At 73.8% G+C, this 17,504-nt stretch carries 17 protein-coding genes; 13 read left to right on the plus strand and 4 right to left on the minus strand.

The genetic code is table 11. From position 1 onward, the window contains the following. Positions 1–73: 73 nt before the first annotated feature. Positions 74–1,771 (minus strand): serine/threonine-protein kinase, encoded by a 1,698-nt coding sequence (locus tag ABT299_RS15375; RefSeq protein WP_500251141.1) that lies wholly within the window; start codon positions 1,769–1,771, stop codon positions 74–76. Positions 1,772–1,907: 136 nt separating this feature from the next. Here ABT299_RS15375 and hemL point away from each other — a divergent pair, with 136 nt between their 5' ends. After that, on the plus strand, positions 1,908–3,200 hold the full coding sequence (gene hemL, locus ABT299_RS15380) for a glutamate-1-semialdehyde 2,1-aminomutase (protein WP_190859381.1): 1,293 nt from the start codon (positions 1,908–1,910) through the stop codon (positions 3,198–3,200). A 145-nt stretch (positions 3,201–3,345) separates the two neighbouring features. On the opposite strand, the gene ABT299_RS15385 is transcribed toward hemL, so the two are convergent. Together ABT299_RS15385 and ABT299_RS15390 are read right to left on the minus strand one after the other, a co-directional pair. Further along, on the minus strand, positions 3,346–4,230 hold the full coding sequence (locus ABT299_RS15385) for a dihydrodipicolinate synthase family protein (RefSeq protein WP_500251142.1): 885 nt from the start codon (positions 4,228–4,230) through the stop codon (positions 3,346–3,348). A 5-nt stretch (positions 4,231–4,235) separates the two neighbouring features. After that, on the minus strand, positions 4,236–5,228 hold the full coding sequence (locus tag ABT299_RS15390) for an EamA family transporter (protein WP_500251143.1): 993 nt from the start codon (positions 5,226–5,228) through the stop codon (positions 4,236–4,238). A 73-nt stretch (positions 5,229–5,301) separates the two neighbouring features. Between ABT299_RS15390 and ABT299_RS15395 the strand changes: the two genes are divergently transcribed. From ABT299_RS15395 to ABT299_RS15435, 9 genes are all read left to right on the plus strand, one after another. After that, a complete protein-coding gene (locus ABT299_RS15395; RefSeq protein WP_500251144.1) occupies positions 5,302–6,216 on the plus strand; it encodes a LysR family transcriptional regulator in 915 nt (304 codons plus the stop codon). A gap of 91 nt (positions 6,217–6,307) precedes the next feature. Continuing rightward, the gene (locus tag ABT299_RS15400; protein WP_500251145.1) at positions 6,308–8,107 is read left to right on the plus strand and encodes a serine/threonine-protein kinase; all 1,800 of its coding nucleotides are present in this window, start codon (positions 6,308–6,310) and stop codon (positions 8,105–8,107) included. A gap of 121 nt (positions 8,108–8,228) precedes the next feature. Then, complete coding sequence (locus ABT299_RS15405) at positions 8,229–8,867, plus strand: histidine phosphatase family protein (protein WP_190867977.1); 639 nt, start codon at positions 8,229–8,231, stop codon at positions 8,865–8,867. A gap of 48 nt (positions 8,868–8,915) precedes the next feature. After that, positions 8,916–9,506: a TlpA family protein disulfide reductase gene (locus tag ABT299_RS15410; RefSeq protein WP_500251146.1), complete on the plus strand. Its 591-nt coding sequence runs from the start codon at positions 8,916–8,918 to the stop codon at positions 9,504–9,506. Positions 9,507–9,516: 10 nt separating this feature from the next. Next, a complete protein-coding gene (locus tag ABT299_RS15415; RefSeq protein WP_190867974.1) occupies positions 9,517–10,257 on the plus strand; it encodes a cytochrome c biogenesis protein CcdA in 741 nt (246 codons plus the stop codon). A 27-nt stretch (positions 10,258–10,284) separates the two neighbouring features. After that, positions 10,285–12,054 carry a cytochrome c biogenesis protein ResB gene (resB, locus tag ABT299_RS15420; RefSeq protein WP_500251147.1) on the plus strand — a complete coding sequence of 590 codons (1,770 nt, stop codon included), beginning with the start codon at positions 10,285–10,287 and terminating at the stop codon, positions 12,052–12,054. 4 nt (positions 12,055–12,058) lie between these two features. Beyond that, the gene (gene ccsB, locus ABT299_RS15425) at positions 12,059–13,045 is read left to right on the plus strand and encodes a c-type cytochrome biogenesis protein CcsB (protein WP_433146844.1); all 987 of its coding nucleotides are present in this window, start codon (positions 12,059–12,061) and stop codon (positions 13,043–13,045) included. Positions 13,046–13,244: 199 nt separating this feature from the next. Continuing rightward, positions 13,245–14,237, plus strand: a complete 993-nt coding sequence (locus ABT299_RS15430; protein WP_500251148.1) for a hypothetical protein — start codon at positions 13,245–13,247, stop codon at positions 14,235–14,237. A 47-nt stretch (positions 14,238–14,284) separates the two neighbouring features. Then, complete coding sequence (locus ABT299_RS15435) at positions 14,285–14,578, plus strand: hypothetical protein (RefSeq protein WP_500251149.1); 294 nt, start codon at positions 14,285–14,287, stop codon at positions 14,576–14,578. A 233-nt stretch (positions 14,579–14,811) separates the two neighbouring features. Here ABT299_RS15435 and ABT299_RS15440 read toward each other — a convergent pair whose 3' ends face one another. Beyond that, the gene (locus ABT299_RS15440) at positions 14,812–15,015 is read right to left on the minus strand and encodes a BldC family transcriptional regulator (RefSeq protein ID WP_151543245.1); all 204 of its coding nucleotides are present in this window, start codon (positions 15,013–15,015) and stop codon (positions 14,812–14,814) included. A gap of 324 nt (positions 15,016–15,339) precedes the next feature. On the opposite strand from ABT299_RS15440, the gene ABT299_RS15445 reads away from it, so the two are divergent. From ABT299_RS15445 to ABT299_RS15455, 3 genes are all read left to right on the plus strand, one after another. Further along, the gene (locus ABT299_RS15445; RefSeq protein WP_500251150.1) at positions 15,340–16,305 is read left to right on the plus strand and encodes a threonine ammonia-lyase; all 966 of its coding nucleotides are present in this window, start codon (positions 15,340–15,342) and stop codon (positions 16,303–16,305) included. A 188-nt stretch (positions 16,306–16,493) separates the two neighbouring features. Continuing rightward, on the plus strand, positions 16,494–16,733 hold the full coding sequence (locus ABT299_RS15450; protein WP_387029289.1) for a DUF4229 domain-containing protein: 240 nt from the start codon (positions 16,494–16,496) through the stop codon (positions 16,731–16,733). A 56-nt stretch (positions 16,734–16,789) separates the two neighbouring features. Continuing rightward, the gene (locus ABT299_RS15455) at positions 16,790–17,491 is read left to right on the plus strand and encodes a demethylmenaquinone methyltransferase (RefSeq protein ID WP_190867960.1); all 702 of its coding nucleotides are present in this window, start codon (positions 16,790–16,792) and stop codon (positions 17,489–17,491) included. The last annotated feature ends 13 nt before the right edge of the window (positions 17,492–17,504 follow it).

Raw genomic sequence — 17,504 nt, forward strand, 5'->3', positions numbered from 1 at the left:
GGGCCGGTTCCGGCCCGCCGTCAGAGCGGACCGGCCCCCGCCCGCGTTCGGGGAGGACCGGTCCGGCCCGCGGTCAGCGCGGCGCCTTGATCGCCTTGCGGCCCCAGGCGGAGTACGACGTCGTGACGATCTGGTTGCGGCCCTTCGCCGGCCCGGCCCGCAGCCACAGCTTCACCGGGCGGGACGAGCCGTCCAGCTTGAGCGCGAAGCTGATCTGCTGGACGCCCGTGGCGCGTGCCATCTCGGTGTACAGCGCGCCCGATCCGGGCGCCTGCGCGAGCTTGGCGACGGGCGCCTCGCCCTTGTACACCCCTCCGGACTCGCTCAGCGTCGAGGCGGCGTTGAGCAGCGTCGTCACCGCGGACACCGAGCTGCCGCGCCGCACCTGCTCGGCCAGCCCCGGGTAGCCGCGACCGCCGACGGGGGAGGGCCGCCACTTCTTGCCCGCCCGCAGGAACACCCGGTCGCCGACCACCACGGCCTGCGCCCGCTTGCGCGTCTTGGCGGACCCCGACAGCGTCATCGAGTACGACGGCTCCGTCCCCTGGACCAGGCCGAAGGTGCCCTGCGCGACGCTGGGCGCGCCGCAGCAGCCGGTGCGGCGGAAGCTGAACCGGGCGCCGGGCGCCTGGTCGGTGGCCTGGACGATGCGCGCCGCGAGCGGCGCGGGGGCGACGCCGCCGGGCGGCAGCGACGGCTGGGGCGTGCTGCTCTGCGCGGGCGACGGGGTCGGCGGCGTGGCGTCGCCCTCCCCGGACTTCATGAAGACGAAGCCGCCCGCGACCGCGCCGGCGACGACGACCGCCGCGATGGCGGCCGCGATCCGGCGGTTGCCGGAGCCGCGCGCGGCGGTCTGCCCGGTGGCGATGACCTGGTTGCGGCCGGTGCTGCGGGACGCCTTGGGCTTGGCCGGCTCGGGCTGCATCGCGGCCTGCGCGGCGAGCTCGGTGAGCCGGCCGCGGCCCTGCGCCTCCCACGACGGCCCGTACGCCGCCACGGCGGCCTCTTCGAGCGCGCCGAGGTAGTCGGCCGCGGACTTCGGCCGCGTCTCCGGGTCCTTCGCGAGGCCGTGGCCGATCAGCTCGCGCAGCGGGCCGGGCACCTCCTCGGCCGGGATCGGCGCCTCGCGGTGCAGCCGCGCCATGTTGCGCCCGGCGTACGGCGGATGCCCGGTGAGGCACTCGAAGAAGATCGCCGTCGCCGCGTACAGGTCGGTGGCGACGCTGGCGGCCGCCCCGTCCCACAGCTCCGGCGCCGCGTAGGCGGGCGCGAGCTGCGCCTCGGTGCCGGGCGCGGCGGTCGCGAAGTCGGTGAGGCGCGCGTTGCCTTCGCCGTCGACGAGGACCGCGGACGGCCGTACGGCGCCGTGGACCACCTCCAGGGCGTGCGCGGCGGCGAGCCCCAGCAGGGTCCCGCCGAGCAGCGACAGGGCCGCCAGGGGGCCCGTGGGGCCCTGTGCGGCCAGCACCCGGCGCAGCCCGACCCCGTCGACGTACTGCATGACGACGGCGGCGCCCTCGGGGGCCTCGACGAAGTCGTAGAGATCGGCGACGTTCGGGTCCTCGAGCTGGGACAGTGTGCGCGCGGACGCACGGAACCGCGCCATGAACGCCTCGTCGGCGCGCAACCCGCCGGCGAGGTACTTGATCACGACTTTCGTGCTGGTCATGTCGTCGACCGCCAGCACCACCCGGCCCGCGGCGCCGTCGCCCAGTTCCCGCTCTTGGGTGAAGCCCGGGACCGTCCAGCCGTCAACCACGTTGAAAGCCATCCCTCCGATACGGCGGACGCCGGTGAAGATAAGGGGCGCCTCCCGAACGGGCGCCGATGTCGTACTTGGTGGAATATCGGCCCGTACCCGGCGAGGTCAAGCGCAGTCGCCGAACTGCAACTGAGAGACTGGAAACGTGACTGTCACCGATCGCTCCCAGCAGTTGTTCGAGCGCGCCGAAGGGCTCGTCCCCGGCGGCGTGAACTCACCGGTCCGCGCCTTCGGCGCGGTCGGCGGGACGCCGCGCTTCATCGCCTCGGCGCGCGGCCCCTACCTGACCGACGCCGACGGCAACGAGTACGTCGACCTGATCTGCTCGTGGGGCCCGATGATCCTCGGGCATGCGCACCCGGACGTGGTCGCGGCCGTGCGGGAGGCGGCGGGCCGCGGCACGTCCTACGGGGCGCCGACGCCCGGCGAGGTCGAGCTGGCCGAGGAGATCGTCGCGCGGGCGCCGGTGGAGAAGGTCCGGCTGGTCAACTCGGGGACCGAGGCGACGATGTCGGCGATCCGGCTGGCGCGCGGCTTCACCTCCCGCCCGAAGATCGTCAAGTTCGCGGGCTGCTACCACGGGCACGTCGACTCGCTGCTGGCCGCGGCCGGGTCGGGGGTGGCGACGTTCGCGCTGCCGGACACCCCCGGCGTGACGGGCGCGACGACCGCCGACACGATCGTGCTGCCGTACAACGACGTCGCGGCGGTGGAGACGGCGTTCGACGAGCACGGCCACGAGATCGCCTGCGTGATCGCCGAGGCGGTGCCGTGCAACATGGGCGTGGTACCGCCGCTGAACGGCTTCAACGCGCTGCTGAAGCGGCTGTGCGAGCGGTACGGGGCGCTGCTGGTGCTGGACGAGGTGCTGACCGGCTTCCGGGCGTCGCGGTCCGGCTGGTACGGGATCGAGGGCGTCGCGGCGGACCTGGTGACGTTCGGGAAGGTGATGGGCGGCGGGCTGCCCGCCGCGGCGTTCGGCGGCCGCGCCGAGATCATGGACCGGCTCGCGCCCGCCGGGCCCGTCTACCAGGCGGGCACCCTGTCGGGGAACCCGCTCGCGACGGCCGCGGGGCTGGCGACGCTGCGCGGCGCGACCGACGAGGTGTACGCGGCGATCGACCGGGCCGCCGGGATCGTGTCGCGGGCCGCGTCGGAGGCGCTGGCGAAGGAGGGCGTCCCGCACTCGCTGCAGAACGCCGGCAACCTCTTCTCGATCTTCTTCACGGACGGCGCGGTCGGCGACTTCGCCGCCGCGCAGCGCCAGGACGTCAAGGCGTACGGGGCGTTCTTCCACGCGGCGCTCGAGCGCGGCGTCTACCTGCCGCCGTCGGCGTACGAGGTGTGGTTCCTGTCGGCGGCCCACGACGACGAGGCGATCGGCCGCATCCTGGACGCCCTGCCGCACGCCGCCCGCGCGGCGGCGCTGTCTTCTTGATCCCGGCCCAGGGGGCTCGCCTGGCGGCTCGCCCCCTGACCGGGATCGGGCGAGCGCGGCATCGCTTCGCGATCTTCCCGGTGAGGCTCGCCTTCGGCTTCGCCTCACCGGTCAGGTAACGCGCTCGCGTGACGGCTGAGGCACCTCAAGGCAGCCTGAGTGGACTGAGGGCGCGGAAGGCGCGGAGCGCGGCGGCGGTCGACTCGGGACGCGGGGCGTGCAGGGGCGCGCGGACCGCGGGGTCGTCGATCACGCCGATCTCGGCCAGGCACGCCTTCAGCACGGACGGCGACGGCTCGGCGAACAGCGCCCCCGCGAGCGGCAGCAGCGCGTTGTGCAGCGCCAGCCCCCGGGCGGCGTTGCCGTGCCGGGCCGCGTCCGCCATGTCCGCGTAGGCCCGCGGCGCCAGGCACGCGGACGCGGCGACGCCGCCGGACGCGCCGAGCTGCAGCATCGGGTAGACGTAGGCGTCGTCGCCGCACAGCACGGCCTTGCCGGTCTCCGCCGCCAGCATGTCCAGGGTGGCCTGGTCGACGGCGCCCGCGCAGTGCTTGATCCCGGCGACGCAGTCGAGCCCGAGCAGCCGGACGAGCGCCTCCCCGGACAGCGCCTTCCCCGTCCGGTACGGGACGTTGTAGGCGATGAGCGGGACGTCCACGGCGGCGCCGACGGCCGCGAAGTGGTCGATCACGCCGTCGTCGGACGGGCGCAGGTAGTACGGCACGACGACGAGCAGCGCGTCGGCGAGCGGCGCGTGCTCGCGGGCCTCGCGGATCGTGTCCGCGGTGCCCATCGTCCCGGCGCCGACGATCAGCCGGGCGCCGTGCTCGATGGACACGGCCCGGCACACCTCCAGGACGGTCCGCCGCTCCTCGGGCGTCAGCAGCGCGGCCTCGCCGGTGGTGCCGAGCGCGACGAGCCCGGTGGCGCCGTCGCGGAGGCAGTGCGCGGCGAGCCGTTCGAGGGACTTGGCGTCCACCTCGCCGTCGCGGGTGAACGGCGTGACCAGGGCCGCGTCGATTCCGTGCATGGGTGTCACCTCGTCTGGACGGGCTCCGGCGGAGCCACCTGGATGGGGCCGCGGGACGCGCCGGACGCGCCGGACGCGCGGCCCGCGCGGGACCGCAGCCGGACGCTGCCCGCCGCGACGCCGCAGATGATGAGCGCCGCCCCGGCGAGGCGCGTTCCGTCCACGTGCTCGCCGAGGACCAGCGCGGCGGACAGCAGCCCGAACGGCGGGACGAGCAGCGAGTACATGGCCACGGTGCCGGCCTCGTAGCGGCGCATCAGCCAGCCCCACACGCCGAACCCGACGAGCGTGGAGACGTAGGCGATGAACGCCAGCGAGCTCACCCCGGCGACGGACAGGTGGCGCGCCGCGTCCGGCACCGCCCCGGGCCCCTCGAAGATCAGCGAGAGGGCGAACAGGGGGACGGGCGGGACCAGCGACATCCAGACCATGAACCCGAACGCGTCGACGGGCTCGGCCGCGGTCTGGTTCATCCGCCGCATCGCGACGTTCGCCAGCCCCCAGCTCGCCGCCCCGCCGATGCACAGCAGGAACGCGCCGATCGGACTGCCGCTGTGCTCCCCCGACCAACCGACCCCGTCCGACCTCCCGGCCGCCTGAGCGATCCCGAGGAGGGCGACGCCGGCGAACGCGACGGCCATCCCGATGATCTGCCGGGCGCCGAGCCGCTCGCGCAGCAGCACCCCGGCGAACAGCGCGGTGAAGATCGCCTGGACCTGGAGCACCACCGACGACAGCCCCGCCGGCATCCCCAGCCGCATCCCGATGAACAGCAGCGCGAACTGCCCGACGCCCAGCGGGATCCCGACCAGCCACAGCCAGCGGACCGCGACCGGCGGGCGCCGCACGAAGAACACCGCGGGCAGCGCGGCGGCGGTGAACCGCAGCGCGGCGAGCAGCAGCGGCGGGAAGTCCTCCAGCGCGACCTTGATCGGGACGAAGTTGAATCCCCAGATCGCGGCGATCAGGGTGGCCAGCAGGACGTGGCGCGGTCTCATGCCCCGATCGTCCGCCGCGGCCTTGTTTTAGGACAAGCTAGAATCTGTCGACTTCTCGTTTTAGAATTGCTACATGCTCGATCTCGAACGGCTGCGCGCCCTGCACTCCGTCGCCACCTACGGCTCGGTCAGCGCCGCCGCCGACGTGCTGCACGTCACCACCTCCGCGGTCTCCCAGCAGCTCGCCAAGCTGGAGCGGGAGACCGGGCAGAAGCTGCTCGAGCGCAACGGCCGCGGCGTGCGGCTCACCGACGCCGCCGAGCTGCTCGTCGGGCACGCCGAGCGGATCCTGTCCCTCGTCGAGCAGGCCCAGGCCGACCTGGAGGCGCACCGCGGCTCGGTCGTCGGCCAGCTGACCATCGCCGCGTTCCCCACCGCCGTGCGCGGGCTGATGCCGCAGGCGCTGCCGCCGCTCCGCGCCCAGCACCCCGACCTGCACGTCCTGGTCCGCGAAGAGGACCCGCTGCACAGCATGCCCCTCGTCCTGCGCGGCGACCTCGACATGGCCGTCGTCCAGGACTGGAGCAACGAGCCGCTCCCACTGCCCGAGGGCCTGCACAAGGGCGCCATCTGCGAGGACGTCGCCGACGTCGCGCTGCCCGCCGGGCACCCGCTGGCCGGCCGCACCAGCGTCGACCTGAAGGAACTGGCCGGCGACCCGTGGATCAGCTCCGTGCCGGACAGCATCTGCTGCGACTGGCTCCTGCGCACCCTGCGGGCCATCGACAGCGAGCCCCGCATCGAGCACATGGCCTACGAGTTCGCGACGCAGCTCGCGCTCGTCGCCGCCGGCCTCGGCAACGCGATCCTGCCCCGCCTCGGCCGCTGCGACGTGCCGCCGGGCGTCGCGATCGTGCCGCTCGCCGAGCCGCTGACCCGCCGCGTGTACGCCGTCTGGCGGGAGGAGGCCGCGCGCCGTCCCGCGATCCGCGCCGTCGTGACCGCGCTGCGCGCCGGCGTCCCCGCGTCCGCCGAGCGCGCCGCCTGACGTTTCCCGCCCGCTCTTCGCCTCGAAGCCGCCGGTTCGCCGCACCGCGCCCGATTCGGTACGTTCTTCGCGATCATGGCGGGAGGGCGCGTTGAGCGGCTGGCGGGTCGAGGGCTACACCGAGGTGCGGGAGTTGGGCGCGGGCGCCCAGGGACGCGTCGTGCTCGCCCGGCACGAGCCGTCCGGCACCCCCGTCGCGATCAAGTACCTGAACGCGTCCGCGAGCGAGGCCGAGCGGGAGCGGCTGCGGCACGAGGCCCGGATGCTGGGGCGGGCCGAGAGCCCGCACGTCGCCCGCCTCTTCCACCTCGTCGAGGGCCCCGGCGGTGCCGCGATCATCATGGAGGCCGTCGACGGGGTGTCGCTCAAGGAGCTGCTCGCCCGGCACGGGGCGCTCGGCCCCGAGGCGTCGCTGTCGGTGCTGAAGGGCTCGCTGCTCGGCCTCGCCGCCGCCCACGCCCTCGGCGTCGTGCACCGCGACTACAAGCCCGCGAACGTCGTCGTCCCGGCGGACGGGCGGAGCCGCCTCGTCGACTTCGGCATCGCGGCCCCCGCCGGGCAGGAGGCGGGCGGCGCCGGCACCCCGTACTACATGGCGCCCGAGCAGTGGGACCGGCACACCGCCACGCCCGCGTCCGACGTGTACTCCGCGACCTGCGTGTTCGTCGAGTGCGTCAGCGGCCGACGGCCGTTCGGCGGCGGCCGCGCCGAGCTGATGCGGGCGCACCTCACCGGCCCCGTGCCGGTCGAGACCGTCCCCGAACCGCTCCGCGACCTCGTCGCGCGGGGCATGGCGAAGGACCCCGCCGACCGCCCGCCGGGCGCCGCCGCGTTCGTCGACGACCTGGAGCGGACCGCCCGGGAGGCGTACGGGCCGGACTGGGAGTCGCGCGGGGTCCGTGCGCTCGCCGCGTCCGCCGTCGCGCTCGCGGCGCTGTTCCCGCTGGCCGCGTGGATCGTCCCGGGCGCCGCGTCCGCGGCCGGGACCGCCGCCGCGCAGGGCGCCGCGCACGCCGCCGGTCAGGCCGCCGGGCACGCGGCCGGGCAGGCCGCCGCCGGCCACGCGGCCGGCAAGATCGGTGTGGCGAGCGCGATCAAGGCGTTCTTCGGCAGCGCGGGCGGCATCGCGACGGCCGCCGCCGGGACGGCCGTGGTCGTCGGCGCCGGCGCCATCGCGGTCCAGCAGTTCGGCGGCGACGACCCGGCGCCGCGCCCCACGAGGACCCGGCCCGTCGCGGCCGTCGCGGCCGTCCGCGGCTGCCCCACCACCGACGCCGGCGGCCGGAGGACGACACCGTCGCCCGGCCCCGCGCAGGTCCGCCTCCCCGAGCAGGTGAAGCTGCCGAAGGACGCCGCCGTCTACCGCGTCGACCAGGGCGGGTACCTGATCGGGCCCGCCTCGGCCTCCTGCTCGGGATCCCTCGGCGCGAACGCCGGCTACAACACGATCGGCGACGCCGGCACGCTCCAGATCTCGCAGAACTGGCAGGGATCCGTCGGCAACATCGCCTCGCAGGTCTGCATGTACTTCCCGAACTCCCCGGAGGGCGCGAAGGCGAAGCGGGACCTGGGCGACTGCACGTCGGACGTGCGGGCGCGGCAGGACGTCCCGACCGGGGTGCCCGCGCTGCGGCTGATGCTGGGGGTCGAGCTCCCGAACGGGCAGTCGCCGCCGTCGCCCTACGTGTCGGTGACCATGGCCACCATGGGCTCCAACGGGTTGCCGAACCCGGTCGGCTGCCTGGCGCCGGCGTCGCGCGCCGACATGTGCGACGCCGCCTTCACCTACTGGTTCGTCCAGGCCGCCCAGGACACGAAGATCACCAAGGCCGAGCTGGACCGGGTCGCCGCGCGCATCGCCGCGTACGTCCGGTCGGCGGCCCGGTACTGAAGCGGCACTGGCGCGGCACCGGCGCGGCGGCGCCGGCGCTTCGGAGCGGATCGCCCGCGCGGAGGGCGGGGCGACGGGCCGGGGCCGAGGTAGGTGGTTCGTCTAGGTAGCCTAACGAGCGATGAGTGACACGACGATCGTTCACCTGCTGCGGCACGGTGAGGTGCACAATCCCGAAGGCGTCCTGTACGGCCGCCTGCCCGGCTACCGGCTCAGCGAGGACGGCGTCCTCATGGCCAAGGCCGCCGCCAAGTGGTTCGCCGACCGGGACGTCACCGCGCTGTTCTCCTCGCCGATGCAGCGGGCGCTGGAGACCGCCGCGCCGCTGGCCGACTCGTTCGACCTGCCCGTGACGGTGGACGATCGGCTGATCGAGGCGGAGAACCACTTCGAGGGGCTGACCTTCGGGGTGGGGCCGGGCTCGCTGCGCCGCCCCGAGCACTGGCGCCACCTGGTGAACCCGTTCCGCCCGTCGTGGGGTGAACCGTACAAGGAGCTCGCGGCGCGGATGCGCGCGGCCGTGATCCGGGCGCGGGAGGCGGCGCGCGGCCACGAGGCGGTGTGCGTCAGCCACCAGCTGCCGATCTGGATCCTGCGGCTGCACGCCGAGCACCGCCGCCTCTGGCACCACCCGAACCGGCGCGAGTGCGCGCTGGCCAGCGTGACCAGCCTCACGTTCGAGGGCAGCAGGCTCGTGGACGTCGGCTACCACGAGCCCGCCGAGGGGATCGCGAAGGGCCCCAGTGTCGCGGGTGCCTGACCGCACCGCTAAGTTGTGTACTACGTCCTGTAGTAGTAGGAGGGTCCGTTGAGCCCCCGAATCTCCCATGCGCGCGCGGCGGCCGGTGCCGTCGCGCTCTGCGGGCTGCTGGCCGGCTGCGCGGGAACCGGTTCGGCCAAGAGCGGCCCGGACGGGAACGACAACCGGTTCATCGCGGGCGACGGCAACGTCACCCAGTACCAGCCCGACCGGCGTAAGAGCCTCCAAGAGGTCACCGGGCAAACGCTCGACGGGCAGGCGTTCCGGCTCGACTCCCTCAAGGGCAAGGTCGCCGTCGTCAACTTCTGGGCGTCGTGGTGCGCGCCCTGCCGCGGCGAGGCGCCGTCGCTGCAGCAGATCTACACCGAGAACAAGGCGAAGGGCGTGGAGTTCCTCGGCGTCAACTTCAAGGACGCCAAGGACAACGCCAAGGCGTTCGAGCGCAAGTTCAAGGTCGGCTACCCCAGCGTGTTCGACGGGGACGGCCAGGTCACGCTCGCGTTCCGCGAGGTGCCGCCGAGCGCCGTCCCCAGCACCCTCGTCCTGGACCGGCAGGGGAGGATCGCGGCGCGCATCATCGGCGCCACCACCTACTCCAAGCTGAACCCGCTGGTCGCGAAGGTGCTCGCGGAAAAATGAGCGCGGCGCGGTGAACGTTGACGAGACGGTGACGAGCGGGTCGCTGGTGGCGGCGGCGCCATTGGCGGCGCTCGCCGGGCTCGTCTCGTTCCTGTCGCCGTGCGTGCTGCCGCTCGTCCCCGGCTACCTGTCGTACGTGACGGGGATGACCGGCGCGGACCTCGCCGAGCAGCGGCGCGGCCGGCTGCTGTCCGGCGTGCTGCTGTTCGTCGCGGGCTTCAGCGTGGTGTTCGTCAGCTACGGGGTGGCGTTCGGCGGCCTCGGCCGCTGGCTGCTGGAGTACCAGGACCAGATCACCCGCGTGCTCGGCATCGTCACGATCGTCTTCGGGCTGGCGTTCATGGGCCTGATCCCGGGGCTGCAGCGGACGATGAAGTCGGGCCGGCTCCCGTCGGCTGGCCTCGCCGGGGCGCCGCTGCTCGGCGCCCTGTTCGCGCTCGGCTGGACGCCGTGCATCGGGCCGACGCTCGGCGCCGTGCAGTCGCTGGCGATCAGCGAGGCGAGCGCCACCCGCGGCGCGCTGCTGTCGCTGGCGTACTGCGCCGGGCTGGGCGTGCCGTTCGTGGTGACGGCGATCGCCTACCGCCGCGCGCTCGGCGCGTTTGGCGCGGTCAAGCGGCACTACCCCCTCGTCATGCGGATCGGCGGGGGGATGCTCGTCCTCATCGGGGTGCTGCTGGTGAGCGGCCTGTGGGGGGAACTGAACATCGAACTGAAGTCGTGGATCAGCGGCTTCGAGCCGGTTCTGTGAGGCCGACGGATCGGCAGAGGCATTGATATGAGCGACATCAAGGACATCGAGACCGGCACGGAGGCGCCCGCCGCGCGGCAGGCGCCCGAGGAGGTGCCGCGGCCCAGGGGCATCGGCCCGCTGGGCTGGCTGCGCTGGGGCTGGCGGCAGCTCACCACGATGCGCACGGCGCTGATCCTGCTGTTCCTGGTGGCGCTGGGCGCGGTGCCGGGGTCGGCGCTGCCGCAGCGCGGGCAGGCGCCGGAGAAGGTCGCGGCGTACCTGTCCGACCACAAGACGCTCGGCCCGTTCTTCGACAAGCTCTCGCTGTTCGACGTGTTCGCCGCGCCCTGGTTCGCGGCGATCTACATCCTGCTGTTCGTGTCGCTGGCGGGCTGCGTCGTCCCCCGCGCCGTCAAGCACTACCAGTCGATGCGCGCCCGCCCGCCCGCGGCGCCGCGCAACCTCGAACGGCTGCCGCAGTCGGTGTCGTACGAGACGGACGACGCGCCCGAGGACGTCCTCGCCGAGGCGCGCAAGGTGCTGCGCGGCCGCAGGTTCCGGGTGGACGTGTCGGGCGGCGCGGCCGCCGCGGAGAAGGGCTACCTGGGGGAGACCGGCAACCTGGTCTTCCACCTGGCGCTGCTCGGGCTGCTGTTCGCGCTCGGCGCGGGCAACATGTTCGGCTACCGGGGCAGCGTGCTGATCACCGAGGGCAAGACGTTCGCGAACTCGCTCGGCCAGTACGACGAGTTCACCCCCGGCCGGCTGTTCAAGGACGGCGACCTCTCCCCGTTCACCGTCAGCCTGGACGACTTCAGGGCCAAGTACGAGGTGTCGGGCGACAAGCGCGGGCAGGCCACGGCGTTCGACGCCTGGATCCACTACCGGGACAAGCCGTCCGGCAAGGACAAGAAGTACGACCTGCGGCTCAACCATCCGCTGAAGGTCGGCGGCACGAAGGTGTACCTGCTCGGCCACGGCTACGCGCCGAAGTTCACCGTGAAGGACGCCAAGGGGAACGTCGCCTTCCAGGACGCCGTCCCGTTCCTGGCGATGGAGCCGCGCAACCTGACGTCCGAGGGCGTCATCAAGGTCCCGGACGCCGAGCCCGAGCAGCTCGCGTTCTACGCGATCCTGTGGCCGACCGCGGTCGCCAGCGAGGACGGCAAGCAGATCGTGTCGGCGTTCCCCGGCGCGCTGCGGCCCGTCATCACCCTGTCGTCGTTCAAGGGCGACCTCGGACTGGACTCCGGCACCCCGCAGTCGGTGTACAAGCTGGAGGGCATCGGCAAGACGCTCCAGCCCATCAAGGGCGGGGAGAAGCTGCTGGAGCCGGGCGAGACCTTCAAGCTCCCCGGCAACGCGGGCTCGATCACCTTCGACGGGATGGCGGAGTACGCGACGCTGTCGGTCAACCACGACCCCGGTCGCATCCCCGCGCTGATCGCGGCGGTGCTCGCGGTGCTGGGCGTGGCGACCTCGTTCCTCGTCCGGCGCCGCAGGGTGTGGGTCCGTGCGAGCGCCGGAGAGGGCGGGCGTACGGTGGTGGAGGTCGGCGGCCTCACGCTCGGCAACCCGACCTCGGAGTTCGACGACATCGTGACCGCCCTGCGCGGCCCCGGCGCCGAACCGGACACCGACCCGGGCACCGAACCGGAAGCCGAGAAGGCCGGGTCCGTCCAGGACGAGGGCGTCCAGGACAAGGCCGTGCAGGACGAGCCCGTCAAGGACGAGGCCGCGCCAGAACAGAACGGGTCCGAAGCGGAACCCGGCGCCGATCGGGGTTCCGGGTCGGCAACCGAACCGAAGGAGTGACGAGGTGAGCAACGCCGACCTCGCGAACCTGAGCGACAAGCTCATGCTGACCACCGTGGTGATGTACATCGTCGCGCTGGTCGCCTACGCGGCCGATCTCGGCTTCGGCCGCCGCTCCGCGGCGGTGGCCGAGGAGCGGGCCGAGGCGAAGGTGCTCGTCGGCGCCGCGGGCGCCGAGACCGTCGAGGACGCCGGGCCGGCCGGCGCGGCGGCCGCCGCGGACGGGGACGCGGAGCCGGAGCGCCAGCGGGTCGAATGGGCGCGGCTGGCGGTCCTGCTGAACGTGCTCGGCTGGGTGGCGCATCTCGGCATCCTGGTGACCCGCGGGCTGGCGGTGCACCGCTGGCCGTGGGGCAACATGTACGAGTTCATGACGGCCCTGTCGTTCGCCGCCGTGACCGCGTTCATGATCGTGGCGCTGCGCTACAAGGCGCGGTTCCTCGGCGCGTTCGTGATGGCCGCCGTGGTGATCGCGCTCGGCGTCGACAACATCTGGCTGTACGACTCGGCCGGCCCGGTCAGCCCGGCGCTGAACTCGTACTGGATCGCGATCCACGTCACCGCCGCGATCATCGCGACGGGCTCGTTCACGGTGGCGGGCGCCGCGACCATCCTGTACCTGCTGAAGTCCCGCGCGGAGGCGAGCGAGGCCGGGGTGGGCGGCGGGATGCTGTCGCGCATCCCGTCCGCCGAGGACCTCGACCGGCTGTCGATGCGGGTGACGACGTTCGCCTTCCCGATCTGGACGGCCGCCATCATCATGGGCGCCATCTGGGCCGACGAGGCGTGGGGCCGGTACTGGGGCTGGGACCCCAAGGAGGTCTGGTCGTTCGTCACCTGGATCGTCTACGCCGCCTACCTGCACGCGCGCGCGACGGCCGGGTGGAAGGGCCGCAAGGCGGCGATCCTGTCGCTGATCGGCTTCGGTTGCCTGCTGTTCAACTTCTTCGGCGTCAACTACATGTTCTCGGGCATGCACTCCTACGCCTGAGCGCGCTCCCCGAGCACGTCACGAGCAGGTCATCGAGGACCGCGGCCACCGTTCCGGCGGGTGCCGCGGTCCTCGCACATCCGCGCCCGCCCGTTCCGTGGTGACTCGCGGGGATGACGCCGTGTCGGGTTGCGGCTTACCCTGCCTCGGGGGCCCTCTCGCTCGGCGACTCCGCGGGCCCCGCTGACAGAGGAGCCCGATGCGCTTCAAAGGCATCCACCGAAAGCCCCGGGAGCTCAGGAATCGGGAGGCGCCCCGGGGCTCCGCGGCCCGCGGGGACGGCGCGGTCCGCGGGGACGACACGGGCTACGCGCCGTCGCCGCCGGACGCGGAGCGGCGCCCGGAGCCCGGGCATCTCCGGCCGCGCAGCAACCAGCCCCGCGACCGGTTCGGCCGGTTCCGCAAGGCCGGCCGCGACGACGACTTCGCGCTCGCCCCCGGCGCCGACCGCCCGGACGCCGCCGAGGCGCAGAAGGGGCGGTACGGGCGGCGCGGCGCGGGCCGCCCCCGCCCCGGCGACTACGCGTGGAGCGACTTCGAGCTCGACGACGTGCTGCGCGTCGAGCCGTACCCGCCGGGCATGCCGCACGCGGCCGACGGCCGGCGGCACTGCGGCGTGCTGGAGAGCGTCCTGCACCGGCAGTGGGACGCGCGGCAGGGCCCGCCGCCGCCGGAGGTGATCCGGGCCGTCGACAGCCTCGCGTCGCTGCCGGAGCCGCTCAAGGAGAAGCTCGCGGGCGGCCTCGACGGCATCTACGTCGGGCCCGGCGGCGTCCCGCAGCTCGACGACATGGGCCACCTGCGCGACCGCCCGCTGCCGTCCGGCCGCGCCACCTGGGACATCTGCGCCGGCGCCTACGGCGACCGCAAGATCATCGTGGGGGACCGGCCGTCGCCGACCCCGGACGTGATGCTGCACGAGGTCGGGCACGCGCTCGACGACATCGACGGCGAGTCCGGCGGCTGGACCTCCGACAGCCCCGCCTTCCGGGAGCTGTACGAGCTGTGCCGCCCGCACCTGGCCAGCGACTTCCACCGGCAGCCCGACGCGCTCGGGCGGCGCGAGTTCTTCGCCGACGCGTTCGCCGCGATCTCGTCCCGGCAGCGGCCCGCGCTGGTCGATATGCTCGCCGGCAACATCAGGACGGCACTGGAAGTCATGCTCTTCTTCAACCGCAGATACGGCATCTAGGACCCCGTGATGCCGGCGAAGGCGATGGACTCCGAAGGTGATCGACGATGTACGTGATCCGGCTCCCCGACGGCACGCTCCGGGTGCCCCACAGCGTCCTCGCCGACCCGGGCGACGACGCGGTGGGCGCGGGTCACGACGGGGCGGAGCGGGAGCGGGGCGGGCGGATCATCGCCGACGCCTACGTGGAGATCGGGCCCGGCGATCCCGACTACGACCGGCTCCTTGGCCAGTCGCTGACCGAGGAGGAGCTGGAGGACAGGCGCCGCCGGTGGCGGGACGAGGACGCCGAGCTGGCGCGCAGGTTCGAGGAGTGGCGGGACGGCGAGGCGGAGGAGTAGCCGTGCCGGATCATCGCGCTGCCCCGGCCGCCCGGGCTGGTGGACCGGCCGCGGGAGGGCGGCGGTCCGGGCGGTTCCGAGGCGGGGGCGCACCCCCGTGCGTCCCGGCCGGTGTCGCCGGGGTCAGTGCCTTCCGAGGGGGGACGGCCCTCCGCGTCCCCTGGCCGGCGTCGTCGGGTCCGGTCCTTCTCGGGGTGGGACGACCCGCGCGCCCCCGGCCTGTTTCGCCGGGGTCAGTGAACCGAGTGCTCGGCGACCGGCTCTTCCCCGCGCAGCAGCGCGTGGACCTCGGACTCCCGGAAGCGGCGGTGGCCGCCGGGAGTGCGGATGCTGCTGATCCGGCCGGCCGCGGCCCACCGGGTGACCGTTTTCGGATCGACCCGGAAGAGGGCGGCGACTTCCCCTGGGGTCAGCAGGCGCTCGCTCGTGCTCTCCACGTTTTCTCTCCCCCTTTGTCCCGCTCTCGGCGCGGGTGGACTGTTTAACAGTGTGGCGGGTCAAGACCGATTTCTCCCTTGTTTTCGGAAAACATCACGCTCCGTAATTCGCCGAGCAGCGGCGATGACGGTCGGTGCCCGCCACCTGGGCCTCCGCGGCCTCGCACACCACACTTGACCTGCCGTGTCACGCTGGAAACGGGCCCTTGACAGGCCGATGGCCGCTCGGTGCCGGCGCCGGGCGAACGCGCCGGCGAAAGCGTCGGCACCGCGCCGCACCGTGCGCGCGTGCGGCGGTGGCCGCCACCCCATACCCTCGTGACCATGTCCGATCTTGTCTCGCTGCCGGAGATCGAGCGCGCCGCCGAACGCCTCGCCGGCGTCACCGTGCGCACGCCGCTGGTCCCGTTCCCCGGGCCGGGCGACGGGACGGAACTGCTGGTGAAGGCGGAGTCCCTGCAGCCGATCGGAGCGTTCAAACTGCGCGGCGCGTACAGCACCATCTCGGGACTGCCCGAGGAGGAGCGCGAGCGCGGCGTCGTCACCCACTCCAGCGGCAACCACGCCCAGGCCGTCGCCTACACCGCCCGCGCGCTCGGCATCCCCGCCGTGCTGGTCATGCCGCACACCACCCCCGGCGTGAAGGTGGACGCCTGCATCGCGCTCGGCGCCGAGATCGTCTACGTCGAGCCGACCGCCGAGGCCCGCGAGGAGACCGCGGCCAAGCTCGCCGCCGCGCACGGTTTCACCCTCGTCCCGCCCTACGACGACGCCCGCGTCATCGCCGGCCAGGGCACCGTCGGGCTGGAGACCGTCCGCGACCGCCCGGACGTCGACGTCGTGCTCGTCCCGGTCAGCGGCGGCGGCCTGATCGCCGGCGTGTCCGCCGCCGTGAAGGCGCTGCGCCCCGAGGCGAAGGTGATCGGCGTCGAGCCCGAGCTGGCCGCCGACGCCCGCGACTCGATGCGCGAGGGGCGGCCCGTCGCCTGGGACGCCGAGAAGACCGGCCGCACCATCGCCGACGCCCTGCGCGTCCAGCGCGTCGGCGCCCTGCCGTTCGCGCACATGCGCGAGCACGTCGACGGCATGATCGCCGTCACCGAGGACGAGATCCGCCGCACCATGCGCCGCCTCGCCCGCGAGGCCCGCCTCATCGCCGAGCCCGCCGGCGCCGTCGCCACGGCCGCCTTCCTCTACCACCGCGCCGAACTCCCCGCCGGCACCACCTACGTCTCCGTCCTCTCCGGCGGCAACGTCGACCCCGCCCTCTTCCTGGACGTCCTCAAGTAACCCGCGAGGAAGATCGCCACGGGCGGGCACGCGGAGCGAGTGCAGCGAGCGCAGCGGGCCTGCCCGCCGGTCGGCAGGCCGTTTCGCGCGGAGCTCCAGCGGAGCGGGAAACGGCCTGTCGACCGTGACGGGGGTTCCAGGGGGTCGCTCCCCTGGCACAACACAGCCGGGGGTAATCTCGAGGGGTCATGCGTTCCGTACTGCTCTACACCGCCGGCCGGCTGGCGATCTTCGCGGCCACGGCCGGCGTGCTCGCGCTGTTCGGGGCCCGCGGGTTCCTGCTCCTGCTGCTGGCGCTGCTGATCAGCGGCATCGTCAGCTTCGTCCTGCTGTCCGGCCAGCGCGACCGGATGTCGGCCGCGGTGACCTCCGGCCTGAGCGCCCAGCGCGACCGGTTGCAGCGCGCGAAGACCCGCGAGGACGCGTAGCCCGGTACCGCACGGGCGCCTCGATGGCGCGCGCGGGGCGGCAATAGGCTGGCCCCATGACCCGCGCCTCCTTGGATAAGAAGCCCGCCGACGTGGCGGCGATGTTCGACGGCACCGCAGAGCGGTACGACCTGCTGAACACGCTGATGACGGGCGGGCAGGACCGGCGCTGGCGGCGGGCGGCCGTCCGGGCGCTGGACGCGCGGCCGGGCGAGCGGATCCTCGACCTCGCGGCCGGGACCGGGACGTCCTCGGTGCCGTTCGCCGAGGCCGGCGCCCAGACCGTGGCGTGCGACTTCTCCCTCGGCATGCTCCGGGTGGGGGTGCGCCGGCAGGCGGGCGTGCCGCGGCTGCGCTTCGCGGCCGGCGACGCGCTGCGGCTGCCGTTCGCGGACGGCTCCTTCGACGCGGTGACGATCTCCTTCGGGCTGCGCAACGTCGCCGACACCGGGCGGGCGCTGCGCGAGCTGCGGCGGGTGGCCAAGCCCGGCGGCCGGCTGCTGATCTGCGAGGTCAGCCATCCGCCGAACCCGCTGCTCGCGCTCGGCCACAAGGCGCACCTGAAGTACGGTCTGCCGCTGCTGGCGCGGGTCAGCTCCAACCCCGACTCCTACCGCTACCTCGCCGAGTCGACGCTCGCCTGGCCCGACCAGGCGGCGCTGGCCCGGCTCGTCCAGGACGCGGGCTGGACGAAGGTGCGCTGGCGCGATCTCACCTTCGGGGTGGCGGCGATGCACCATGCGATCAACCCCGGCTGATCGCCCGCCCGGC

Origin of the sequence: Spirillospora sp. NPDC000708 (assembly GCF_040299565.1) — a bacterium.
Taxonomy (GTDB): domain Bacteria; phylum Actinomycetota; class Actinomycetes; order Streptosporangiales; family Streptosporangiaceae; genus Spirillospora.